The organism is Streptococcus oralis (genome assembly GCF_001579525.1).
Classification (GTDB): Bacteria; Bacillota; Bacilli; order Lactobacillales; family Streptococcaceae; genus Streptococcus; species Streptococcus oralis_M.
Genome location: NZ_LQZC01000011.1, coordinates 306363 through 330560, shown reverse-complemented (window position 1 = coordinate 330560; position 24198 = coordinate 306363). Strand labels below are relative to the sequence as shown.

Sequence of the window (24198 nt, the reverse complement as noted above, 5' to 3'; positions counted from 1 at the left end):
TTCTTTGAATAGTATAACATAACAACATTAAAAACTATAAAGGGGCATTGTCTAATGGACAAGAGGAAAGTTATTTTAACAAGTTTAGCAAGTGCAGCTGTATTGGGTGCTAGTGTACTCGTTTCACAGCCTTCAGTAGTTAAGGCAGATGAAGGGAAAGCAGAAGAGCAGGCGGTTGCTCCTGCACAACCACAAGCTGGAACAGAAGGGGAGAGCGGTGCTCAAACTGAAAAGGGATCAGAAAACGCTAGTCCAGCTAATCCTGGTGCGGCAAATCCAGCTAAGATGACCAAAGAAGAGTTGATGGAGGCTTTGGATGAACTTGAGGAACAGGCTATTAGTGATATTGAGGATAAGGAAGCGATTGAGGACAAAGAGGATGCAGCTGAAGCTGTGAAGGAATATATTGGTAAGATGTATATTTCAGATACTCTTGAGTCTGGAGAGCTCAGCTTAGATAATATCATCGCTGAATTGCCAGAAGGTGCAGAAGATAAGACTGTGGTAACAGATCCTGAAGTTCAAACTAATAAAAAATTATCTACTGAGGAGAAAACCCTACTAGACCAAGCTGAAAAAGATGCCAAAGAACAAGTTTCTCAAGCGACGGATGCTCTGGTTCAAGCCCTAGAATCTCTTGAAAATGCTGTAATTGAAGATATTAAAAAAGACGCTTCAATCACCAATAAAGAAACGGCTATCAAAGAAGCCAAAGAAGAGATTGGTAAAGAAGATCTTTTGAAGGCTATCGCAGATGAGGATTTGGAGAGTGGTGATGTTATTGTAGACTGGCTAGCAGATACAAGCGAGCACAAAACGGCAGCTGAACCTGTATCAGAATTCACAGATGAAGACCAAGCTAAACTCGCTACAGCCGACAAGGAAGTAGCGGAAGAAAATAGTAATGCGAAAAAACTTGAGCTAAGTAAATTAGAAGAGCAAGTTGCTAAGATTAAAGTGCAATTATCAAGTTTACAAGTTTCTGGTGACAAGAATAGTCAAATCAAAGACTTGCAACAAGCTTTAGCAGACTATGAGGATGCTATTAAGACTCTAAGCAGTGTCATGTCGGCTGTTCTTGAAATTGAAGACTTTAAAGGTGGGGTGAACGCAGTAGAAGCTGCAACTGCAGAGTTGCCAGAATACAACAAAGGTGCAAATGCGGTAGAAGCTGCTGTAAATGAACTCCCAGCCTATGCAGAAAGTGGCGCTCCAGTCGTAGCGAACGTTCCAGCTTACGGAGAAAGCGGTGCCCCAATAGTAAACAATGCTCTGCCTTATGCAGAAAGTGGCGCTCCAGCCGTAGCGAATGTTCCAGCTTACGGAGAAAGCGGTACACCAATAGTAAGCAACACTCTGCCTTATGCAGAAAGTGGCGCCCCAGCCGTAGCAAATGTTCCAGCTTACGGAGAAAGTGGTACACCAATAGTAAACAATACTCTGCCTTATGCAGAAAGCGGTGCCCCAGCCGTAGCAAATATTCCAGTTTATGCAGAAAGTGGTGCTCCGGCGGTGGCTACTATTCCAGCCTATGCTGAAAAGATTGAACCTGCGGTAAATGAAGTTCCAGAATACACTGGCAGTGTAGCACCTTTGGCTACAAATCCGACTCTCGGAACGAAACAAGATCGTACCTACAAAGCGCCTGCAGCAACGGATGAACAACTCCTTCCAAATACAGGAAGCCAAGATGCTTCAGCAGTTGCATCGCTAGGATTTATTGGTCTCCTTCTTGGTTTGCTACCATTTGCAAAGAGAAAATTGAACAAATAAATCGCATGAAATCAATAAAAGAAAAGGATTTGAATAGTCCTTTTCTTTTTTATGGTGAAATAGGGACAAGTCCACGTTTTTCAGCTCTTTCCGATGGTATTTTTCCTTGCTTTCCTTTATAATGGGTGTATGGACAAGAAAAAATTATTATTAATTGATGGATCTTCTGTTGCCTTTCGAGCTTTTTTTGCGCTTTATCAGCAACTAGATCGGTTTAAAAATGCTAATGGTCTTCATACCAATGCAATCTATGGCTTTCAACTTATGTTGAATCATGTCTTAGAGCGGGTTGAGCCCAGCCATGTTTTGGTAGCCTTTGATGCAGGTAAGACGACTTTCCGAACAGAGATGTATGCAGACTACAAGGGTGGCCGTGCTAAAACTCCAGATGAGTTTCGTGAGCAATTTCCCTTCATTCGTGAGTTGTTAAATCATCTTGGGATTCGCCATTATGAACTGCCCCAGTATGAAGCCGATGATATCATCGGGACTCTGGGCCGTTTGGCTGAGAAGGATTCTTTTGATGTGACAATCGTTAGCGGGGACAAGGATTTGATCCAGTTGACAGATGAGCATACGGTGGTCGAGATTTCCAAGAAAGGTGTGGCTGAGTTTGAGGCCTTTACGCCAGACTATCTCATGGAAAAGATGGGCCTCACACCAGCTCAGTTTATAGACCTCAAGGCCCTGATGGGGGATAAGTCTGATAATATCCCTGGTGTCACGAAAATCGGTGAAAAGACGGGTATCAAGCTCTTGCTGGAGCATGGTTCGCTTGAGGGTATTTATGAAAATATTGATGGGATGAAGGCTTCTAAGATGAAGGAAAATCTCATCAATGATAAGGAACAAGCCTTTTTGTCTAAAACCTTGGCGACTATTGAGACAAATGCACCGATTGAGATTGGCCTTGATGATTTGCTCTATAGTGGACCAGATGTGGAAAATCTCGGGAAATTCTACGATGAGATGGGCTTCAAACAGCTCAAACAAGCTTTAAATATTTCGTCGAAGGATGCGCCTGAGAGCTTGGGTTTCGCCATCGTTGACCACGTCAGTCAAGACATGCTGAGTGCCGACTCTATCTTTCACTTTGAACTCTTTGGGGAAAACTACCATACAGATGATTTGGTTGGTTTTGCCTGGTCCTGCGGAGATAAACTTTACGCCACAGATAAACTTGAGCTCTTGCAGGATCCGATCCTCAAGGAATTTCTAGAAAAAACAGCTCTGAAAGTGTATGACTTTAAGAAAGCGAAGGTTATGTTAAATCGCTTGGGCTTGAACCTGCAGGCTCCTGCTTTTGACAGTCGCTTGGTAAAATACTTACTCTCAACAGTCGAGAACAATGAAATCTCAACCATTGCGAATCTCTACGGTCAAACATACTTGGTCGATGATGAGACTTTCTATGGTAAGGGTGTCAAGAGAGCCATTCCTGAACGCGAGAAATTCTTGGAGCACTTGGCTCGCAAGGTTGCTGTATTGGTTGAGACTGAGCCGGTTTTACTTGAAAAACTCAGTGAACATGGACAGTTAGATCTCCTCTATGACATGGAGCAACCTCTGGCTTTTGTCCTTGCCAAGATGGAAATTGCTGGGATCAAGGTCAAAAAAGAAACCCTACTTGAGATGCAGGCTGAAAATGAGGTCGTCATTGAGCAACTCACTCAAGAGATTTACGAACTGGCTGGTGAGGAGTTTAATATCAATTCACCTAAGCAGTTGGGCGTGCTTCTCTTTGAAAAACTGGGTCTTCCTCTAGAGTACACCAAGAAAACCAAGACAGGTTACTCGACAGCCGTGGATGTGCTAGAGCGCCTGGCTCCTATTGCTCCGATTGTTAAGAAAATCCTCGACTACCGTCAGATTGCTAAGATCCAATCTACTTACGTGATTGGCTTGCAGGATTGGATTTTGGATGATGGCAAGATCCACACGCGCTATGTGCAGGATTTGACTCAGACAGGGCGTCTGTCTAGTGTAGATCCAAACTTGCAAAATATTCCTGTGCGTTTGGAGCAAGGCCGTCTCATTCGTAAGGCCTTTGTACCTGAGTGGGAGGATAGCGTGCTGCTCAGCTCGGATTATTCACAGATTGAATTGCGCGTTTTGGCACATATTTCTAAAGATGAGCACTTGATTAAGGCCTTCCAAGAGGGAGCAGATATACATACCTCGACGGCCATGAGGGTCTTTGGTATTGAACGTCCTGAAGATGTGACTCCAAACGACCGTCGTAACGCCAAGGCAGTTAACTTCGGTGTGGTTTACGGGATTTCAGACTTTGGCTTGTCTAATAATCTGGGCATTAGCCGTAAGGAAGCAAAAGCCTACATTGACACTTACTTTGAACGCTTCCCAGGTATTAAAAACTACATGGATGAGATGGTGCGTGAGGCGCGTGATAAGGGCTATGTGGAGACCCTCTTCAAGCGTCGTCGTGAGTTGCCAGACATCAATTCGCGTAATTTTAACATTCGTGGCTTTGCGGAGCGGACTGCTATTAACTCCCCTATCCAGGGTTCGGCAGCAGATATCCTCAAGATTGCTATGATCCAGCTAGACAAAGCTCTAGTTGAAGGTGGCTATCAGACCAAGATGCTGTTGCAAGTGCATGATGAAATCGTCCTTGAGGTTCCGAAATCGGAACTAGCAGCCGTTAAAGCTCTAGTGAAACAAACCATGGAAGAAGCCATCCAGCTCAGTGTTCCCCTTATTGCAGATGAAAATGAAGGGGCAACCTGGTACGAGGCTAAATAAGAAAGCTATGATAGAGTTTGAAGCATTTGACTTCAAACTCTTTTTCATGATTTTCTGTAAGCAGTTTCCTTGACTTTTCCTTGTATTTGCGTTACTATATGTCCATATAAGATATGGGAGTCTGTGTACAGTCTGAGAGGAAGTGTTAAACTTCGACCGCACCTGATCTGGGTAATGCCAGCGTAGGGAACGATACTTAGCCGAATTCTGCACCTTTTCCATACATGGAAGGGGTTTTCTTTTTGTCAAAGGGAAACCTGAGAAAAGGAGGTTTTTATGAAAGCAAGCATTGCCTTGCAAGTCTTGCCCCTATCACAGGGGATTGATCGAATTGCTATTATCGATCACGTGATTGCTTATCTGCAAGCTCAGTCCGTGACCATGGTAGTGACACCATTTGAAACGGTCTTGGAAGGGGAGTTTGATGAGCTCATGCGTATTCTCAAAGAAGCGCTAGAAGTGGCAGGGCAGGAGGCAGATAATGTCTTTGCCAATGTCAAAATAAATGTAGGAGAAATTTTAAGTATTGATGAGAAACTTGAAAAGTATACTGAGACGTCACATTAGTCTATTTGGTTTTCTAGGAGTCTTGTCAATCTGGCAGTTAGCGGGAATATTCAAACTTTTACCCAAGTTTATCCTGCCAACCCCTTTTGAAATTCTCCAGGCCTTTGTTCGTGACAGAGAATTTCTCTGGCACCATAGCTGGGCGACCTTGAGAGTGGCTTTACTCGGACTAGTCTTAGGAGTCTTGATTGCCTGTATCATGGCTGTGCTTATGGACAGTCTGACTTGGCTCAATGATCTTATCTACCCTATGATGGTGGTTGTTCAGACCATTCCGACCATTGCTATAGCTCCTATCTTGGTCTTGTGGCTAGGCTATGGAATTTTGCCCAAGATTGTCTTGATAATCCTGACAACAACCTTCCCTATCATCGTCAGCATTTTGGATGGTTTTAGGCATTGTGACAAGGATATGCTGACCTTGTTTAGTCTGATGCGAGCCAATCCTTGGCAAATCCTGTGGCATTTTAAAATCCCGGTCAGCCTGCCTTACTTTTATGCAGGTCTGAGGGTCAGTGTCTCCTACGCCTTTATCACAACAGTGGTATCTGAGTGGTTGGGAGGTTTTGAAGGACTAGGTGTTTATATGATTCAGTCTAAAAAACTGTTTCAGTATGATACCATGTTTGCCATTATTATTCTGGTGTCGATTATCAGCCTTTTGGGTATGAAGCTGGTCGATATCAGCGAAAAACATGTGATTAAATGGAAACGTTCATAGAATAAGAATGTTTCAAAAAAGAAAAGAGGAAATAAAATGAAGAAAACATGGAAAGTGTTTTTAACGCTTGTAACAGCTCTTGTAGCTGTCGTGCTTGTGGCTTGTGGCCAAGGAACTGCTTCTAAGGACAACAAAGAAGAAGAACTCAAGAAGATTGACTTTATCCTAGACTGGACGCCAAATACCAACCACACAGGGCTTTATGTAGCCAAAGAAAAAGGTTACTTCAAGGAAGCTGGAGTGGATGTTGATTTGAAATTGCCACCTGAAGAAAGCTCGTCTGACTTGGTGATCAATGGCAAAGCGCCATTTGCTATCTATTTCCAAGACTACATGGCTAAGAAATTGGAAAAAGGGGCAGGAATCACTGCCGTTGCCGCTATCGTTGAGCACAATACATCAGGAATCATTTCTCGTAAATCTGACAATGTCAGCAGTCCAAAGGACTTGGTTGGGAAGAAATACGGTACTTGGAATGACCCGACTGAGCTTGCTATGTTGAAAACCTTGGTAGAATCACAAGGCGGAGACTTTGAGAAGGTCGAAAAAGTACCAAACAACGACTCAAACTCGATTACACCGATTGCCAATGGCGTCTTTGACACTGCTTGGATCTACTACGGTTGGGATGGTATCCTTGCCAAATCTCAAGGTGTAGATGCTAACTTTATGTACTTAAAAGACTATGTCAAGGAGTTTGACTACTACTCACCAGTTATCATCGCAAACAACGACTATCTAAAAGACAACAAGGAAGAAGCTCGCAAAGTCATCCAAGCCATCAAAAAAGGCTACCAATATGCCATGGAACACCCAGAAGAAGCTGCAGATATCCTCATCAAGAATGCACCTGAACTCCAGGAAAAACGTGACTTTGTTATCGAATCTCAAAAATACTTGTCAAAAGAATACGCAAGTGACAAGGAAAAATGGGGACAATTTGATGCTGCTCGTTGGAATGCCTTCTACAAATGGGATAAGGAAAATGGAATCCTCAAGGAAGACTTGACTGACAAAGGTTTCACTAACGAATTTGTAAAATAATGACAGAAATTAGACTCGAACATGTAAGCTATGCCTACGATGATGAAAAGATTTTAGAGGATATTAACCTACAAGTGACTTCGGGTGAAGTGGTCTCTATCCTAGGCCCCAGTGGTGTAGGAAAGACTACCCTCTTTAACCTGATTGCAGGCATTTTAGAAGTCCAGTCTGGGCGAATTGTCCTTGATGGCGAGGAGAATCCTAAGGGGCGCGTGAGTTATATGTTGCAAAAGGATCTCCTCTTGGAGCATAAGACAGTCCTTGGCAATATTATCCTGCCCCTCTTGATTCAAAAGGTTTATAAGACAGAAGCTATTGCCCGAGCGGACGAAATCCTTGCGACCTTCCAGCTGACAGCCGTACGGGATAAGTATCCTCATGAGCTCAGTGGTGGAATGCGTCAGCGTGTGGCCTTGCTTCGGACCTACCTTTTCGGGCACAAGCTCTTTCTCTTGGATGAGGCCTTTAGTGCCTTGGATGAAATGACTAAGATGGAGCTCCATGCTTGGTATCTGGAGATTCACAAACAGTTGCAACTGACAACCTTGATCATCACACATAGTATTGAGGAAGCCCTCAATCTCAGTGACCGCATCTATATCCTAAAAAATCGGCCTGGACAGATCGTTTCTGAAGTCAAACTAGATTGGTCTGAAGATGAGGACAAGGAAGTCCAAAAGATTGCCTACAAACGGCAAATATTAGCAGAATTAGGCTTAGATAAGTAGAAAAATAGGGAGTTGGTGAAGATTATCCTTTACCAGCGCCCTTTTTCTTTAAAAAATGAGAATAAGGATATCTTGTTACTTGCAGGAGGATGTTAAAAGGACTATAATGAGAATGTAGTACAGAGGCATATACTTTTAAAAAGGAGGCTGTATTCATGGCAAAAAATGATTATTGGGTAGTTGTGTATAAAATCCTTAATTATTATTTTCAGAAAATGAAGCATGGAGAGTCAGCCGATGAAAATGAAATAAACGCTTCTGTTCTGGAAATCCCTCACCGTTATTTAATGGATGTCTATCGTAATTTGTTTGATGATGGATTTTTGACAGGTACTTGTGTTACTGGAGATATGTCCGGAGATGTTTATATTGAGAATTTGTCTCTTGTTAGAATTACGACCAAAGGTATTGGATATTTAGAGGACAATTCTAAAATGAAACAGGCTTATAAAATTTTGAAAGAAATAAAAGACTGGCTTCCTGGAATGTAGCACTTAAAGTACTTTTCTTATACTTAGTTACTAGTAAATATGAACTATCGTAAAAGTTATAGCAGTCATGTTTTGAGACAACTCACAATACAATTGGTTAATATAGATAAGCAGATCTGGAGGTATACGATACATTTACTTATAGAAGATTAAATTCTGTATTAAAACTGAAAAAATTTTTGCAAATACACACGATTTGGTGTGCTTATTTATATAAGAATACATAATATATAGTAATTGACAAGTATGGTATAATAGTATATAGGATACCATATTTAGTTTAGAGATTTTCATAGGGGGGATTACATAGTTGGAGTGGCTAAACTTATTTAAGGATTTTCTTGGGTTAAATGTACCATTAGCTATTTGTATTCTAGTAGCATTAGGGATATATAATATTTTTTCCAAACTACTAGAAGAACGGCGTAAAGATTATGACATGACCTTTAAAAGCCAAGCTAGATTAATTAAGGAACTAAACAAAACAATTTCTGATAGAGATCAGAGAATATCTGATTTGGAAAAATTGCTTGATAACAAAAGGAAAGGAGGTAGAATAAAATGGGAATAATTTTGTTTTTAATAATTGTTGCATCACTTGTTTTGCTCTTTTATATTAGAGATACAAAAAAACATAAAAAAATGATTGCATATAATCTCCTATATACTCATTTTCAAGAAAAATATATAATAAAAGATGCAATTTGTAAGTATGAAGATAAATATCCAGCTCTAACAAAAGTTGTATTATCATTTGTAGAAGCTCAGTTAGATGTTTCAATGATCGTAGAAAATTCTAAAAAGGTTGAAGGTTCGTTGCAGGAACAGTTAGATAAAGAATTAGATGAAATAATAGAATCTAAAAATAATGAGGAATTATTGCAAGTAATTCACTGGTATTTTTTAGCTTGTATTGCAATTTCATCTCTTAGAACTCGTGAGAGTATAGATATTATCAAGAAGGACTCTATTGATTTTGAGGATAAGACGATATTAAAATCAGATGTAAAGGGTAATTATTGTTTTGCATAATATATAGTCCTGTGAGTTAAACCTCACAGGATTTTTCATTCTAGTAGTAAAAAAGGCACGTCTAGCTTGCTGAACTCGTCAATATTTCGCCCTTTTTAGGGCTCTTTTTTATGGACTTTTTTAGGAACTTTCAAGAAAAACTAAGGCGAATTAATGCCAAAGTATTTTTTGAAAAAGTCAGTATTTCCAATGGTTGAGCCTTAAAAATTTGACTTATAGAGTGTTAAATGATAGTATAGTCAATTATACCGAAATCATTCTATAATCGTTGATACATAAGGGTTTTATGTATCGCTTTTTTAATTTTGTGGACTTTTTTAAGAACTTTTTATTTTTTCGAGGGCAGTTTCAAAGAATGAGACTGCTCTTTTTTGGTTCTCTTTTGATAAATGGCTGTAAGTGTCCATAGTTACAGATATTTTTGCATGGCCAAGCCGTGTCTGTATTTCCTTGTATGGCAGGCCAGCATTAAGCAAGATACTAGCGTGAGTGTGTCGGAAAGCATGAAAGCCTAAGTCAGTACAGTTAGCGTTTTTTAAGTGCTTATGTAGGCGGTAATCAACCTTTCGAGTATTGACATAGTTGTCAAAGCTATCAGAGAATACTTTCTCATAGGTTAAGCCAATGTTTCTACCGTTTTCTGCTTGTCTTACTCGGTAGAGACGAAGCATGAGCACTGTTTTATGATCGATATCTAGAACTCTATAGCTTGATTTTGTCTTAGGACTATTTACCTGGTTTAAAATGTTGAGTGTTTTGTTAATATCGATCGTTCCGTTCTGCAGGTCAATATCAGACCATTCTAGGGCCAGACATTCACGGATGCGCAGTCCAGTAGCTAGGAGCGTTTTATAAAGCACAGTATCATAGAAATTGACAAAGGTATTCTCCAGGTTATCGAGATAGGAGAGGAAGTTTTTAAGTTCCTGATCTTGAAAGTATTTAATTTCTTGTTTATCTCTTGCTATCTTTCTAGGAATGATAATATCACGAGCAGGGTTATTGTCTAATGCCTGGATAGAAACTCCATACTGTAGAATACGTTTATTTAAGGCGTGAAGATGATTGTATTCTTTATACCCCGTTCCGTCCTGATTGTACTCATCTGCCCACTTATTTACCTGAGTTTGGATAATAACAGGGGTAAGTTTATCTAGTTTGTAAGTACCAAATGAGGGCAAGAGGTAATTATTTAAGCAGCCTTTTATCTTTATCTGCGTGTTAGTTTTTAAGGTATGCTGGTAGGTTTGCCAAAATAAGTCCACAAGTTCGCTATAGGTTGTTATATGTGAGCGTTGTTTCCGTGTCGAGCCGTTTTTCTCAAATTCTACCTTAACCTGGGTGGCCGTGTTTCTGAGTTCTTTCTTTGTTCGTGCTGATATGGTAGTCTTGACCTTCTTACCAGTTACAGAATCGATACCAAGATAGATACTGGAGCGGTAGACTGCTGACCCGTCTTTTTTCGTGTGTTGTATAATTTTCATGGTTTTAACTCCTTTTCCATCAGCAGGCAAGCAATTAGAAAAGGTTTTGAGTTTATACCATGCGAGGAGCTACGAGAACTCCTCTATTTTCGATTTTAAGCAGTCAGACGGTAAATAATACCAGAGTATGAAACAAGGCGGATATGGGGCTTATATGGGGAATAGAAAAAGTGTATCAACTAAAAAGCTGATACACTTATTTTCTTGTTGTAACCCTGACCTATATAGAGATACAGGCATAGAGCAGTGTAACCCAAAAGGGTTTCTTTTACGATTAAGAAATATAATATCACTTTTTAGAAATTTTTACAAGTGTTTTAACAAAATTTATGTAGATTTCTACAATTTTCGGATTTTGTTTGTAGTAATCTTCATGTTTTTTAGCACGTTTTGCAATTTTGATAAATTCTTTAAAACGCTGTTTTCCTAGTGCTTTACTACAATATTCACGATGTAATACTACGAGGGAAAATATATCATGTATTTTACGATATTTTATAATATCCCGAGAGATATTAAGCATAGAAGCAAGAGAAGTAATAGAACTTGAAGGGGATAGTGTTTGCTCTAACACATCCACCAGTATAACATTGCTATGGGCGCAAGCATTACGAATATGGCGAGCATATTTCCCTAACTGCTTCGCTTTTTTTAGCCGTTTATTACTTGGATATTTATCACAGTACATTTCAACCAAGTAGCATAGATTCCCAAAGTCCATGACTTCAATCAATACCCATATAGGGATATCATTTTTATGTTTGATATAAACGTTTTTTAGGTAATGATTTTTTGATAAAGCGTTTTTAGTATTTGTAAACCCTATAGGATTATAGACAGCATAATCCTTTACTATATCGTATCCATCAACTTTTGGATTTTTCGTTATAACATCCATTAGAGCAGTTTTGATACTATGTTCAACGTCCAGACAAATATCCATTAGGAAGTAACGTATCTGCATATCAATTACAGCCAGGTCAGCTAACGTCGCAAATTCTATATTATATTTACCATCTATTTTATTGAAAAGTTTTCGATAGCTCGATATTTTATAGTAGTAGTTCCGTGTTTGTAATATATCTTTGGCAGTGTTCTGATCAAAAATATTGAACAGAATACCATTTGCGACCATCTTATCTATCAATGCTTGGTAGCTTAAGAGTTGCTTTCTTTTATCGCTCATTATTCTCCTTTCTGTTAATCAATCTTCAAATTCTCTCTATTTTCGCGCATAGTAGCTGAAAATTAAGATATGTTGTATAAAAAGTTTAGATAATCTTCTCAAAAACCATTGTGGCTTGGATACGGTCACCACCGCCTAGTCCTTTGCTTCCCCCATTGGCGGTTGTGATTGTATGCAGGCGGTAGCCTTTTGAAGCTTGTTTATTGATGACATCTTCTAATTCTGTAAGGTTTCCTGATCCAGTGCCGAAAAACTTTTCTTTCAAAGTTACCTGGAGGACAACATAGTGTAGTCCATTTACTCCAGATGCGGTAGAAAAACTACCTTCTTGTTTTACAGTGTCAAAAAATCCCATGGGGGTTACTCCTTTTCTTTGTCTCTCTCAGATAGTTTTTGAACTAAATCAAAAGCTATTTTTTTATCATAGTCATTTAAAGAAATATAGTTGATCAAAATATCTGCAAAATTTGTATTGTTCTCTTTATCAGCATTTATTAGTTCTTCAATTGTAAACATATATGATGGGATATGATTAAGCAATCCTTTTCCAAAATTGTTATACTTTACAGGATTATTTATATGTTCTTCAACGTTTTTGTACGCTGAACTAAGTTCATTTATTTTTTCAATATCTATATCATTAAGTAATTTTTTAAATTCGTTACTTTGGATTATTTTTAAAATATTTTGTTCATCTTCATGTCCCAATAAGTGGCCAACGCTTACCCCAAAGTGGTTAGCGAGTAGCTGGGCTTTATCTGGTTTGATAGTATGTTTATTATTTTCCCAATTAGATATCACCATTTTGGATATTGGTTTTTCGTTTTCTTTTAGTTCTTTATTTATTATTTGAGCTAATTCATCTTGAGTTATTCCCTCTTTGGTTCTTAGAATCTTTAGCCTATTTTTTATTGTTGACATTTTATCACCTCAGTTAAATTATAACCGCTAAAAAAACTTTTGTAAAGTTTTTATTTATTTTCTCTTGACAAGTAAAGAAAAACATTATATACTTGGTCTAAGTAAAGATAAACTTTACAAACAAGAAAGGAGGGAACTGTATTGCTTATCACCTCAACACAAGCAAAAGCAATTCGCCGAAAGCAAGCGGACAAGAATTTGACTGCTAAAAGAGCCAGCGAGGAAATTGGAGTGAATCCAATTACTTACAGGAAAATCCGAGACGGAGGCGAAGTAAAGCCTAGCATTTACCAAAAAGCCATGCAGTGGCTTGCTGAAGATTACTAGAAAGGGGCATAAGACAGAGTCTAGAAATATTTTGCTTGCTACCTATGGCAGTATCAAGGGTTTGTAGGGGTTTATTCTCTCCTAAATTTTCCCTACCTCAATGATTTACTTTGGTACTGTTTTAGGTGGCAAGCACTGACAAAAGAAGAAAGGAGCGAACCAATGGAACTGGTTTACATGGACGGCAAGAAAGAGCCGTATACACTGAGCAGTGTCGTAGCAGAATGCACTGGATTGCAACATCACACAATAACCAAGACAATCCGCAAACATCAAGTAAGGTTTGAACGGTTCGGAAAGGTTGGATTTAAAATCCAAGCTATGGAAAGCGGTCAGAATACTAAGGATTATATTTTGAATGAGCAACAAGCGACCTTGTTAGTTACATTCTTAAAAAATACTGAGCAAGTGGCCAACTTCAAAACTAATCTTGTCAAAGCCTTCTTTGAAATGCGTGATGAACTTTCTAAACGCTACCTTCAAAGAGAACTGGAAAAACCAAAGCGTAAAAGCTTAACTGAAGCTATTCAAACATGGGAGAAAGCCCCCAAGCATGCCTATAGCACCCTGACAAACTTACTGCTAAAGGGAGTGACAGGGAAGAATAAAGCGCAACTAATGAAGGAGCGAGAAAGTAAGAACGGTATTGATGGCTTGACAAGTGTAGAGCTGACAAACTACCAACGTTTGGAAGATATGGCAATAGCTATGATTAACTTGAATAGGGGGTATTCAGAAATTAAGGAATTAATTTTTAAAGTATAGGAGTATGGAAAATGGAAAATGAATTTAAGACAGTTACAAATGCCAAAGGGTTAGAAATTCCCAAGTATTTCAAGGATTTTAAAAAGCTAGTTGAGAAAGACAGACAACTAGCCGAATATCTTTGTATGAACTATGAGGACTTAGAAAGTGAAGACCTGGGCGCATTTCTTGAAATGGTGAAGCAGGGATTCAGCTGGATTCTGGATCTTATCGATAGTAAAGATTTGATTTATAAACCACAGTCGGGTAGTAATCATGCAAAAAGAAAATAAAAAAATCACTTGCTCAAATTTTAGACGAGGCGAGCAAGCGACAAGATTAAGGATATAGAAATTTTTTCTATGCTTTGATTATAGCAAAAAATATCTATTCTATCAAATACCTAAAGAAAAACCGAAGAGCAGGCAAGCAATTAGAAATGGTTTTGAAATCAAGCGCTGACAGGGTGATTCTAAGGCCTTGTTTAGCTGAAAGATGGGTAATTACTCATGAAACACCGCTACAAGCGTTCGCCAACTTGGGGCCACTGCCCAGCGTTTGGAGTGGTGAAGCATACCATATAGAAAACAGGCAAGAAAAAGGACAAGGAAAGGCTAATGGAGAAAAATATGACTCTAGATCTAGATAACATGACACGATCAGAATTTGACAAGCTAATGACTAAAATCAAGGATAAACATCCGAACCTCTTTCAGTTCATCATTGACTTTTTAGATGATAAAGTAACTTCTGAAGAGGTGTACGACTTTCTGAAGATGAAGCGAAGCTATCAAGTAAATTATATCAAGAATTACAAAGCGAGGGCATAGCATGAATGAACTAGATTTAAGCAATACACAGGCGCTTATTTTTACCGTGATATTGATTGGCTTTCTCATGTATTTAAACCACCGAGACCACAAAAAAAGCGCCCAAATCGAGCGAGAAAGTACACAGACGATAGAAACAACTATCGAGGATTTAAGCCCTGATTATGGGCGATATATTCAGCTTGCAGCGGTTAAGCCATGGGGGTACTAAGATGTTTGAAAAAATGATTGAAGATTTAAAGTCTAAGATTTTGGAGGCAGAGGAACGGTATTTAAAAAGCCATGAGAAAGTACCTCAAAAAAGATTAGATTTGATCAGCAAGGTGGAACTAAAGGAAGAACTGGGCATAGGAGATAAAACCTTGATAAAATGGGAAGGTGCGGGACTACCACAGTATATACCGCCTATTGAAGATACTAGAAAAGCGTATTATAAAATCTCAGATGTTTTAAAGTTTTTGGGGGTAGATGATGGCAAAGACTAAAGTATATTTTTGGTTGAAAATTGATAAGAAATTTTTTGACAACCTATTTATTAAGCGTCTAAAAAGTATGCCTGGTGGCTATACCATGACAGTGATCTATATGCGCATGATGTTAGAAAGTCTTGAAAGTGATTGTATTCTGTATTACGAAGGGTACTTTGAAACCTTAAAAGAAGAACTGGCCTTGAAATTAGATGTTTCTGAAGATGATATATCTATGACTATAGCTTATTCTACGCAATGTGGCCTGATTCAGATTGATGAAGATAAAAATGCCGAGTTAACACAAGCAAAAGCTTTGGTACAACAAGAAACAAACCACGCTGCATATATGAGAAGCTACCGCAAAGAGCAACAAGAGAAAGAAAATAATCTTACATTGTTATCTAATAATTTTACAACGTTATCTACATGTAAGACAGAGAAAGAGATAGATAAAGAGAAAGAGTTAGAGCAAGATTTAAAGTTAGATATAAATAAAGAATATATAGTCGAGGGAACCTCGCCTAATGAGCAAAGCTCATCTTTCACTTTTCCTACTTGGCTTGAAGAAACAGCTATAAAAGATTTAGAGAAAACAAAACATAAAGAACTTTGGATTCCTATTGTTTATCTGAATCAAGTAGCTAATAAGAGGTATAAGTTTGTTGATAAGACAAAAAGGCTTTTACTAGCACGATTCAAAGAAGGCTATACACTTGAAGATTTTAAACAGGTGATAGATATTAAAACGGCAGAATGGAAGGATAGCCCTGAATTTTCTAAATATCTGAGACCAGAAACACTTTTCGGATCTAAGTTTGACGGTTATTTGAATCAAAAGCCTAAAACCATAAGAGGGAAGTCTGAAGATAACTTCCCAGACCTACCATTTTAGGAGTTGCAAAGATGAAGGAACAATTTAAAGAATTTAATAATAGAAAAATATCGGATAAAGTTTGCGATATTCACCAGGTAAATTATTGGGAAATTTCTGTACCAGTGTTAGGGGGTTCAGAAAGAAAAGTACAAGCATTTTGTCCGGAGTGCGTGAAGGGAGAGATTAAACAGAAAGAGAAAGACCTATTGCAGCAGTTCGAGGACAGGCAAGCTTACTTTAAAACTTATGATGTCTTAATGCGTGATAGTACGATTCCTAACGAGTTGAAAGGAGCGACATTTGATAATTTCTTTGTTAAGACGACAGAGGAGCATCAGATGTTAGAGTTTGTAAAGGGGCAAGCCCAGAAGTACCTTGCAGGTATGACAGGAAATACTTTAATTAGTGGTAGCACAGGAATTGGAAAAAGTCATTTATCTCTTGCCTTGGCAAAAGAAATCAATGAGAGTTTCAGGGAGAAGCACGAGCCTAAGAGTGTTTTATTTGTTAGCTTAACCGAGATTATCAAGCAGATAAAAGAAGGCTGGGCTTATGGAAGAAATGCAAACTTAACAGAGTATGAGGCGGTTAAAAAGCTTGTTGATGTAGATTTTCTAATCATCGATGACCTGGGGGCAAAAAATGGGACGGTAACACCTAAGAGTGACTGGGAACAGGATTTCTTGTTTGATATTATCAACAATCGAGAAACTACGATTTTCAACACGAACCTAGATAGTAGCGAACTGCGGACTGTTTACAATGCTAGAAATTCAAGTAGAATTTTGAAAGGTTTAGAAGGGAACACTTTCAAGGCTTTTACGATCAAAGATAAGAGATACACTATAAACACAGTGAGGGGAGAATATCAATGAATGATGATAAAATGCGATTTGCAACAGAAAAAGGCTTTGTTGTCTACGAAAAATGTGGTATAATAGAGATAGAAAAAGTTCCAAGGTTTGGAGAGATAACTTTATTCTACTCAGATGGGAAATTTACCCATCTAGTCAAAAAAGAAACTAAAAAATAAGTCTATTGAGAACAACTCAGGGACATACCGTAAGCATCTAATGCTAGTGGTATGTCCCTTTTTGTTTGCATAGAAAGGGGGTGAGTATTATGGCAGGAGATACTTCTTTAGGGTATGTGGTAGCCAATAAGTTTTCTATGGATCCAGAGAAAAGACAGAAAATCTTTTCTCAGTGTAAAAAAGAAGATGATAACTTAGAGCAACGGAAACAAGAAATACTAGAAAAATATGCTAACAAACAAGACAAATCAAAATCTAGAAGAAATGATTCTAAAGGCTCGGAGAGTCATAAAAGAAAAGCTAAGAGCAAAGAATTTTAGAAAAAAATATAAACAAAAATCAGATATTAAAAGATGAAGGAGCAAAAAAATGACAACTAACTTAGCTAAACAAAAAGAAAATCTAGAAGCTTATATCCGAAGTACGGGTTATAACACTAGAGGGATGAACGTAGAAAATAATCATGTACTCATTGAAAAACCAATCCTTGATAGTTACGAAGATGAACATCAACGTAAAGAACTGGTTAATCTAGTAAATGTTATTGAGACTCGCACCCGTGGTGGAAAGTATGAAGTAACTGACTTTGAATCTGATTCATTACAAGAAGTTAGCGAAAATTCGGTTGAGAGAACAGAAGCAGATAAAAAGAAAACTATCAGCGTTGATTACTTAGTTAAATTATTCAGTGGAAAACTTGATTTTTCACAGGAACAATTAGATGATGGTCAGTATAATTTAACGGATTTTCTTGGTAAGAAGATTATTAAATTAAAACGTAGAACACGAAATAGAGAGATTGGCAAAATTCTTCAAACTGCGAAAGTGCAGACTGCTACAAGTATGGACGACTTGAAATCTATTGTTTCTTTAATCAATCCAGAGCGCAATGTATCTATGGTTGTTAGTCAATCACTATTTAGTGTCTTAGAAAAAATGAAAGACACTTCAGGAAATTATCTTCTTAAAGTTGATAAAGAGACAGGAACAAGTGAAACATTCTTTGTAGATAACTTTTTAATTGTAGATGATACAACCTTAGGGAATAAAGGTGGCAAAAAAGGCTTTATCGGAGATCTAGAAAATTTTGTTACTTTGTTTGATCGCAAGAAAGATACACTTAGTTGGGTGAATGCGAATGACTATTTGGGAAAACGGTTGATTTTACATACCCGATTTGATGTAAAAAAAGTTGAAGAAGATTGTGGTTACTTTATTCAATGGAACTAGGAGAAAGAAATGGATATTAATCAAGTATTTGAAACACTGGATGATCTAGATAATAAAAAAAGTAAGATTAATTCAGCACGAGAACAGTTAAGCGAAAAAAGGAAGAGTCTTTTAGGCAATCAAACAGTTTCATTTGAGAATATAGATTCTTTTTTGTCAAATAACTTAGAATCTTTAGAAAAGCTGGAAAAGATGGAAAAAGCTATTAATTCTCTTCAGGAAAAATATAATAGTGAGTTTTCTGAAGCTAAAGCAGTCATCTTTGAATACATTTTTAAAGAAACTAAGCAATGGATGGAAACTAAGAAGATCTATAAACAATACCGAAAGAAACTTAGACGAATTCTGGACGCATATGATGAAATTCAAGAACTAAAGAAGGATGTAGAAGAAATCCATACAGGTGTAGTCAGGGAAATAAGTCAGAAACATTCTCTATCGCTATATCGAACGGAAGTAAGTCCGCTTACTGTCCTACCATTCTTAAACCCTGATATTAGCGGGTGGATGGATTTTTCTAAGGAATATCGGGATATTAAAGAGTATTTAGAAAAATAGGGAACAAATTAAGTAAGGCTAGTGATATATGGCTGAAACAGAAGAGATATCGCTAGTCCTACTTTTATGCTTTACTAAGTTTCACATAACAAAGTAAGCATAAACTGAAAAGAAGTAATAGCTTGAAAGCAAGGTATATCAGGGGTTTACAGAATGGAGTGAGTTTCACAGAATGTAAGATATGAGAAACTGAGGGGATAAATTAAAGAAATTTCCCTTGAACTTGTCATATTGAAGAGTTGTCAAACTTAAAACAATGATACCTGGTAAGTGTAGTGTTGGAAGGCTTTTAGCGCTTTTTGTCAGTTTGACAGAATTTACAATTTGACAAATTGAAAGATAAAAAATTTTTAAATTTAAGTGGAGGTACTTGCCTATGTACGAGTTGAGTAACAGAGACCTGGACGGGATAGATATTGAGTTAGGACGATATAGAACGCTTGCTAATAAAATTTATTTGAGAAGACAGGAACTAATACATAATAAGAAACATAGCACTCAAGATTATACTGGTGGGAAAGGCAAGACAGTATATAGTCCTACTGAAGCAACCATCATTAGAATTGAAGAAGACCAAACGCTAAGATATTTAGAAGGCTTTAAACTAGTTGTAGATACCTTGATGGAAAACTTAATTGAAAGTGATCTAGTCATTTTTAAAATGAGATATTTAGAAGCTGGTGCGACTTGGGATGACGTGGCAGAGAAACTAAATAAAACTACTCGTTATATAAATAGCCGTAGAAAGGTAATCGCTAAAAGATTTGTTGAGTTGAAAGGATATCGACTCCCCCCACCTTTTAAAAAATCTTTCTGCCCAGTAGGGTACCGGTGAAGGAAACTTTTTCCAAGTCGGAGCCTTCCAAACAAAAAGGGGGTAAAAACTTATTGTTTTTAGAAAAAAGTATTAGTTTTTCTAAAATAGAATTGAGATGAAACTATTTTTCTGAAATAAGACCTAATTTTCAATTGATAAATGAATTGATTATGTCATTTATTTTTAAGATTTCTTCCAATAATAGTTTTTGATACTCTTCAAAATTTTTTGAGGAATGAAATTCAATCAGTTCTTCAAAGAATTTCGGGGGATTGGTAAATATTTGTAATGGGACATTTGAAATTTTATAATGAAATATATTATTTCTAAAATCTTGTCGGAAGTTAAAAACTTTTTCTTTGCGATCAAGGATATCAACAACTTCCTCCCATTGGAAATCAGGAAATAAAGAGCTTTCCTTATTAAGAATCAAGCGTAAGGCTGTAATACTAACTAAATAGCATTGGCTTAGCGAGCGTGTAAAAAAGTAATTTTTTGATTTTAAGACACTTGGCATAATATGTACTACAAAATTATTCTGGCATAATATGTTAAATAAGAATAACTGAGTGCCCGTAGGCAGAACTCCTGTTAAAAAATTCCTTCTTTTAGATTCAAATAAGAAAAAATCACGTTGTTCAAAGTTTTCAATTTTAATATCCTGGATTGTAGGCTTCTTAATAGTTTTTTGATTTACTGAATTAATTAAAGTTCCTAAAGCTTTGCTAAATTCAAAAAATAAATCAGTAGCTCTTTTATCAAAATAGGAAATATCCTTTTTATCAGTTTTCGATAAAATACTTTCTAGGTAAATATGATATTGGTTAGTGTTAGCGTATGGAATTTCGTTGAAGTAATATACCCCTAAATCATGTTGTCCAAAAATATTGATTACGAGTTTTTGAAATAAATTGTAATTTTCTACCATTTGTGAATAAAAGCGTCTCTCTATTTCAAGTATCAGTTTGTTAGCCTTGCTAAATTTTTTATCAGAGTATTGTTTATAACTCACTCGGACACTAGATATTATTTTTTGAAATTCCTGTTCTCCAATATTTGGAAAATCACTATGAACATCTCTGGGTAAAAACTTTAGTATTCCATCACAGAGAGATGATACAAAAGGAAGGATACCTATTGATAGTTCTGGATAAACTGTCTTATCCAAACTTACAATATTTTCAAGCAGTTGCCTTACTTCAGCAACTTCATCAAGTAGGATTGAAAAAGAAATCATTTCTATCTTATCCATGTTAATCCTTTCAGAAAGTTATTGTTTATATTATAGTTATTGTAACATTATTATTGATAATTGATTAGATGAATAAAAAAGCACCTTCAAAGGTGCTAGTTCTTGCCTGCTGAACTCGTCAATATTAAGCCCTTTTTAGGGCTCTTTTTGTGGACTTTTTTAGGAACTTTCAAGAAAAACTAAGGCGATTTAATGCCTAAATGTTTTTAAAGAAAGTCAGTATTTTCAAGGGCTGAGCTCTAAAAATTTGACTTATAGAGTGTTAAATGATAGTATAGTCAAAGATAGTCAAGGTTCAAAGAAGGAGTTTGATTCACTATGAGATTTAAAAATACATCAGATCATATCGAAGCCTATATCAAGGCGATTTTAGACCAATCTGGTATCGTGGAATTGCAGCGGAGTCAGTTGGCGGATACCTTTCAGGTTGTGCCTAGTCAGATCAACTATGTCATCAAGACACGTTTTACTGAAAGCAGAGGTTACTTGGTTGAGAGCAAGCGTGGTGGCGGAGGCTACATTCGCATAGGGCGTATTGAGTTTTCCAGTCATCATGAGATGCTCCACGATTTGCTTTACTCGATTGGTGAGCGAGTTAGTCAGGAGGTCTATGAGGATATTCTCCAGCTTTTGGTGGAGCAGGACTTGATGACCAAGCAGGAGATGACCTTGCTGACTTCAGTGGCAACGGATCGTGTCCTAGGGGAAGAATCTTCAGTTGTCCGTGCCAATATGCTCCGACAGCTATTACAAGAGGTAGATAGAAAAGAGAAGTAAGATGAACTATTCAAAAGCATTGAATGAATGTATCGAAAGTGCCTACATGGTTGCGAGCCATTTTGGAGCTCGTTATCTAGAGTCTTGGCATTTATTGATTGCCATGTCCAATCACAGTTATAGTGTGGCAGGTGCAACTCTAAATGATTATCCATACGAGATGGACCGTCTAGAAGAGGTTGCGTTGGAACTGACTGAAACGGACTATAGCCAAGACGAAACCTTTACAGAATTACCCTTTTCCCATCGTTTGGAAGTTCTCTTTGCAGAAGCAGAGTATGTGGCCTCAGTGGTCCACGCAAAGGTGCTAGGGACAGAGCATGTCCTCTATGCGATTTTGCATGACGGAAATGCCTTGGCGACACGCATCTTGGAGAGAGCAGGCTTTTCTTATGAGGACCAGAAAGATCAGGTCAGAATTGCTGCTCTTCGTCGCAATCTAGAAGAACGTGCTGGTTGGACTCGTGAAGACCTTAAGGCTTTGCGTCAACGCCATCGCACAGTTTCTGATAAGCAAAATTCGATGGCCAATATGATGGGCATGCCTCAAGCTCAAAGTGGTGGTCTAGAGGATTACACGCATGACCTGACGGAGCAAGCGCGCTCTGGCAAGTTAGAACCAGTTATCGGTCGTGACAAGGAAATCTCGCGTATGATTCAGATTTTGAGTCGGAAGACCAAGAACAATCCTGTCTTGGTTGGAGATGCGGGTGTCGGGAAAACAGCTTTAGCACTTGGGCTTGCCCAGCGTATTGCTAGTGGGGACGTACCAGCTGAAATGGCAAAGATGCGTGTTCTAGAGCTTGATTTGATGAATGTCGTTGCGGGAACACGTTTCCGTGGGGATTTTGAAGAGCGCATGAACAATATCATCAAGGACATCGAGGAAGATGGCAAAGTGATCCTTTTTATCGATGAACTCCACACCATCATGGGTTCTGGTAGTGGTATTGACTCGACTCTGGATGCAGCTAATATCTTGAAACCAGCCTTGGCTCGTGGAACTTTGAGAACGGTTGGTGCAACCACTCAGGAAGAATACCAAAAACACATCGAAAAAGATGCTGCCCTTTCTCGTCGGTTTGCCAAAGTGACGATTGAAGAGCCAAGTTTAGCTGACAGCATGATCATTTTGCAAGGTTTGAAAGCTACCTATGAGAAACACCATCGTGTGCAAATCACAGATGAAGCTGTTGAAACAGCTGTTAAGATGGCGCATCGTTACTTGACCAGTCGTCACTTGCCAGACTCTGCTATCGACCTCTTAGATGAAGCAGCAGCAACAGTGCAAAATAAGGCTAAGCATGTGAAAGCAGACGAATCCGACTTGAGTACAGCTGACAAGGCTTTGATGGATGGAAAGTGGAAACAAGCTGCCCAGTTAATCGCAAAAGAGCAGGAAGTCCCTGTCTATAAAGACTTGGTAACAGAGACTGAAATCTTGACTACCTTGAGTCGCTTGTCAGGGATTCCAGTCCACAAACTGACTCAGACTGATGCCAAGAAATACTTGAACTTGGAAGCGGAACTGCACAAACGTGTCATCGGCCAAGATCAAGCTGTTTCAAGCATTAGCCGTGCCATTCGCCGCAACCAGTCAGGAATTCGTAGTCACAAGCGTCCGATTGGTTCCTTTATGTTCCTAGGGCCGACAGGAGTCGGTAAGACCGAATTGGCCAAGGCTCTGGCAGAAGTCCTCTTTGATGACGAATCAGCCCTTATCCGCTTTGATATGAGTGAGTATATGGAGAAATTTGCGGCTAGCCGTCTCAATGGAGCACCTCCGGGCTATGTAGGCTACGAAGAAGGTGGGGAGTTGACCGAGAAGGTTCGCAACAAACCTTACTCTGTGCTCCTCTTTGACGAGGTAGAAAAGGCCCACCCAGACATCTTTAATGTCCTCTTGCAGGTTCTGGACGACGGTGTCTTGACAGATAGCAAGGGGCGCAAGGTGGATTTTTCAAATACCATTATCATCATGACGTCAAACCTTGGTGCGACAGCCCTTCGTGATGACAAGACTGTCGGCTTTGGGGCCAAGGACATTCGTTTTGACCAGGAAAATATGGAAAAACGAATCTTTGAAGAGTTGAAAAAAACTTATCGACCAGAGTTTATCAACCGTATTGATGAAAAGGTGGTCTTCCACAGCTTGGATAGCGAACACATGCAGGAAATTGTCAAGATTATGGTTAAACCATTGATTGCTAGCCTAGCAGAGAAAGGCATCGACTTGAAACTGCAAGCTTCAGCGTTGAAGTTACTGGCAAGCCAAGGATATGATCCGGAAATGGGAGCCCGCCCACTTCGTAGAACACTGCAAACAGAAGTGGAAGACAAGTTGGCAGAACTTCTTCTCAAGGGAGAATTAGTGGCAGGTAAGACACTTAAGATTGGTGTCAAAGCTGGTCAATTAAAATTTGATATTGCTTAAAAATGGAGAATCAGGAGCAATCCTGATTCTTTTTTTGCTATTTTTTTATAAAAAATGATAAAAAACTATTGACAAAACAAAAATATAGTATATAATAAAAACATAGAAAATAAAAATATCGAAAATTATAAAAAGGTAAAAC

Annotated in this window: 29 protein-coding genes; 24 read left to right on the top strand and 5 right to left on the bottom strand. The window is 38.2% G+C overall.

All coding sequences use genetic code 11. From position 1 onward, the window contains the following. Window positions 1-54 precede the first annotated feature (54 nt). The 9 genes from SORDD25_RS08325 (at window position 55) to SORDD25_RS08285 (ending at window position 9119) form a co-directional block, all read left to right on the top strand. Window positions 55-1773 (top strand): SIALI-17 repeat-containing surface protein, encoded by a 1719-nt coding sequence (locus SORDD25_RS08325; RefSeq protein ID WP_061853324.1) that lies wholly within the window; start codon window positions 55-57, stop codon window positions 1771-1773. 129 nt (window positions 1774-1902) lie between these two features. Further along, window positions 1903-4536, top strand: coding sequence for a DNA polymerase I (gene polA / locus SORDD25_RS08320; RefSeq protein WP_061853323.1), 2634 nt, complete (start codon window positions 1903-1905; stop codon window positions 4534-4536). A gap of 276 nt (window positions 4537-4812) precedes the next feature. Further along, window positions 4813-5103 (top strand): thiamine-binding protein, encoded by a 291-nt coding sequence (locus SORDD25_RS08315; protein ID WP_061853322.1) that lies wholly within the window; start codon window positions 4813-4815, stop codon window positions 5101-5103. Then, window positions 5066-5824: an ABC transporter permease gene (locus SORDD25_RS08310; RefSeq protein WP_061853321.1), complete on the top strand. Its 759-nt coding sequence runs from the start codon at window positions 5066-5068 to the stop codon at window positions 5822-5824. Before SORDD25_RS08315 ends, SORDD25_RS08310 begins: the two co-directional genes overlap by 38 nt. A gap of 36 nt (window positions 5825-5860) precedes the next feature. Further along, complete coding sequence (locus tag SORDD25_RS08305; protein ID WP_061853320.1) at window positions 5861-6868, top strand: ABC transporter substrate-binding protein; 1008 nt, start codon at window positions 5861-5863, stop codon at window positions 6866-6868. Then, a complete protein-coding gene (locus SORDD25_RS08300; protein WP_061853319.1) occupies window positions 6868-7596 on the top strand; it encodes an ABC transporter ATP-binding protein in 729 nt (242 codons plus the stop codon). The genes SORDD25_RS08305 and SORDD25_RS08300 overlap by 1 nt, the downstream gene beginning before the upstream one ends. A 155-nt stretch (window positions 7597-7751) precedes the next feature. Beyond that, on the top strand, window positions 7752-8087 hold the full coding sequence (locus tag SORDD25_RS08295) for a YjcQ family protein (protein ID WP_061853318.1): 336 nt from the start codon (window positions 7752-7754) through the stop codon (window positions 8085-8087). A gap of 310 nt (window positions 8088-8397) precedes the next feature. Continuing rightward, complete coding sequence (locus SORDD25_RS08290; protein WP_061853317.1) at window positions 8398-8658, top strand: hypothetical protein; 261 nt, start codon at window positions 8398-8400, stop codon at window positions 8656-8658. Further along, complete coding sequence (locus tag SORDD25_RS08285; protein ID WP_061853316.1) at window positions 8649-9119, top strand: hypothetical protein; 471 nt, start codon at window positions 8649-8651, stop codon at window positions 9117-9119. Before SORDD25_RS08290 ends, SORDD25_RS08285 begins: the two co-directional genes overlap by 10 nt. A 317-nt stretch (window positions 9120-9436) precedes the next feature. Here SORDD25_RS08285 and SORDD25_RS08280 read toward each other — a convergent pair whose 3' ends face one another. The 4 genes from SORDD25_RS08280 to SORDD25_RS08265 form a co-directional block, all read right to left on the bottom strand. After that, window positions 9437-10603, bottom strand: a complete 1167-nt coding sequence (locus tag SORDD25_RS08280) for a tyrosine-type recombinase/integrase (protein WP_061853315.1) — start codon at window positions 10601-10603, stop codon at window positions 9437-9439. 289 nt (window positions 10604-10892) lie between these two features. After that, window positions 10893-11789, bottom strand: coding sequence for an Abi family protein (locus tag SORDD25_RS08275; protein WP_049487585.1), 897 nt, complete (start codon window positions 11787-11789; stop codon window positions 10893-10895). Between the two features lie 85 nt (window positions 11790-11874). Further along, window positions 11875-12144 carry a DUF4177 domain-containing protein gene (locus tag SORDD25_RS08270; protein WP_004261908.1) on the bottom strand — a complete coding sequence of 90 codons (270 nt, stop codon included), beginning with the start codon at window positions 12142-12144 and terminating at the stop codon, window positions 11875-11877. A 5-nt stretch (window positions 12145-12149) separates the two neighbouring features. Next, window positions 12150-12710, bottom strand: coding sequence for a helix-turn-helix domain-containing protein (locus SORDD25_RS08265; protein ID WP_049487577.1), 561 nt, complete (start codon window positions 12708-12710; stop codon window positions 12150-12152). Between the two features lie 141 nt (window positions 12711-12851). Here SORDD25_RS08265 and SORDD25_RS08260 point away from each other — a divergent pair, with 141 nt between their 5' ends. From SORDD25_RS08260 to SORDD25_RS09310, 13 genes are all read left to right on the top strand, one after another. Further along, window positions 12852-13037 carry a hypothetical protein gene (locus tag SORDD25_RS08260; protein ID WP_000909284.1) on the top strand — a complete coding sequence of 62 codons (186 nt, stop codon included), beginning with the start codon at window positions 12852-12854 and terminating at the stop codon, window positions 13035-13037. A 162-nt stretch (window positions 13038-13199) separates the two neighbouring features. Next, window positions 13200-13802, top strand: coding sequence for a Rha family transcriptional regulator (locus SORDD25_RS08255; protein ID WP_049537977.1), 603 nt, complete (start codon window positions 13200-13202; stop codon window positions 13800-13802). Between the two features lie 11 nt (window positions 13803-13813). Then, window positions 13814-14074, top strand: a complete 261-nt coding sequence (locus tag SORDD25_RS08250; RefSeq protein WP_049537979.1) for a hypothetical protein — start codon at window positions 13814-13816, stop codon at window positions 14072-14074. A 336-nt stretch (window positions 14075-14410) separates the two neighbouring features. Next, window positions 14411-14611 carry a hypothetical protein gene (locus SORDD25_RS08245; protein WP_049537981.1) on the top strand — a complete coding sequence of 67 codons (201 nt, stop codon included), beginning with the start codon at window positions 14411-14413 and terminating at the stop codon, window positions 14609-14611. Window position 14612: 1 nt separating this feature from the next. Continuing rightward, window positions 14613-14822: a hypothetical protein gene (locus SORDD25_RS08240; RefSeq protein WP_061853314.1), complete on the top strand. Its 210-nt coding sequence runs from the start codon at window positions 14613-14615 to the stop codon at window positions 14820-14822. A gap of 1 nt (window position 14823) precedes the next feature. After that, entirely contained in the window at window positions 14824-15096 is a 273-nt protein-coding gene (locus SORDD25_RS08235; protein ID WP_061853313.1) for a hypothetical protein, read from the top strand. Continuing rightward, a complete protein-coding gene (locus SORDD25_RS08230) occupies window positions 15083-15973 on the top strand; it encodes a conserved phage C-terminal domain-containing protein (RefSeq protein ID WP_061853312.1) in 891 nt (296 codons plus the stop codon). Before SORDD25_RS08235 ends, SORDD25_RS08230 begins: the two co-directional genes overlap by 14 nt. 11 nt (window positions 15974-15984) lie before the next feature. Further along, window positions 15985-16830 carry an ATP-binding protein gene (locus tag SORDD25_RS08225; protein ID WP_061853311.1) on the top strand — a complete coding sequence of 282 codons (846 nt, stop codon included), beginning with the start codon at window positions 15985-15987 and terminating at the stop codon, window positions 16828-16830. Continuing rightward, window positions 16827-16988 carry a hypothetical protein gene (locus SORDD25_RS09370; RefSeq protein WP_192831374.1) on the top strand — a complete coding sequence of 54 codons (162 nt, stop codon included), beginning with the start codon at window positions 16827-16829 and terminating at the stop codon, window positions 16986-16988. Before SORDD25_RS08225 ends, SORDD25_RS09370 begins: the two co-directional genes overlap by 4 nt. Before the next feature lie 89 nt (window positions 16989-17077). After that, window positions 17078-17308 (top strand): hypothetical protein, encoded by a 231-nt coding sequence (locus SORDD25_RS08220; protein WP_061853310.1) that lies wholly within the window; start codon window positions 17078-17080, stop codon window positions 17306-17308. A 49-nt stretch (window positions 17309-17357) separates the two neighbouring features. Beyond that, complete coding sequence (locus tag SORDD25_RS08215) at window positions 17358-18218, top strand: phage major capsid protein (RefSeq protein ID WP_061853309.1); 861 nt, start codon at window positions 17358-17360, stop codon at window positions 18216-18218. Between the two features lie 9 nt (window positions 18219-18227). Beyond that, entirely contained in the window at window positions 18228-18776 is a 549-nt protein-coding gene (locus SORDD25_RS08210; RefSeq protein ID WP_061853308.1) for a hypothetical protein, read from the top strand. A 376-nt stretch (window positions 18777-19152) separates the two neighbouring features. After that, window positions 19153-19611, top strand: a complete 459-nt coding sequence (locus SORDD25_RS09310; protein WP_061853307.1) for a DUF722 domain-containing protein — start codon at window positions 19153-19155, stop codon at window positions 19609-19611. A 130-nt stretch (window positions 19612-19741) separates the two neighbouring features. Here the strand turns inward: SORDD25_RS09310 and SORDD25_RS08200 are convergent, their stop codons facing one another. Next, window positions 19742-20845 carry a hypothetical protein gene (locus SORDD25_RS08200; protein WP_061853306.1) on the bottom strand — a complete coding sequence of 368 codons (1104 nt, stop codon included), beginning with the start codon at window positions 20843-20845 and terminating at the stop codon, window positions 19742-19744. A 318-nt stretch (window positions 20846-21163) separates the two neighbouring features. Here SORDD25_RS08200 and SORDD25_RS08195 point away from each other — a divergent pair, with 318 nt between their 5' ends. Together SORDD25_RS08195 and SORDD25_RS08190 are read left to right on the top strand one after the other, a co-directional pair. Further along, window positions 21164-21622: a CtsR family transcriptional regulator gene (locus SORDD25_RS08195; RefSeq protein ID WP_061853305.1), complete on the top strand. Its 459-nt coding sequence runs from the start codon at window positions 21164-21166 to the stop codon at window positions 21620-21622. Between the two features lies 1 nt (window position 21623). Then, entirely contained in the window at window positions 21624-24056 is a 2433-nt protein-coding gene (locus tag SORDD25_RS08190) for an ATP-dependent Clp protease ATP-binding subunit (protein WP_061853304.1), read from the top strand. Window positions 24057-24198 lie beyond the last annotated feature (142 nt).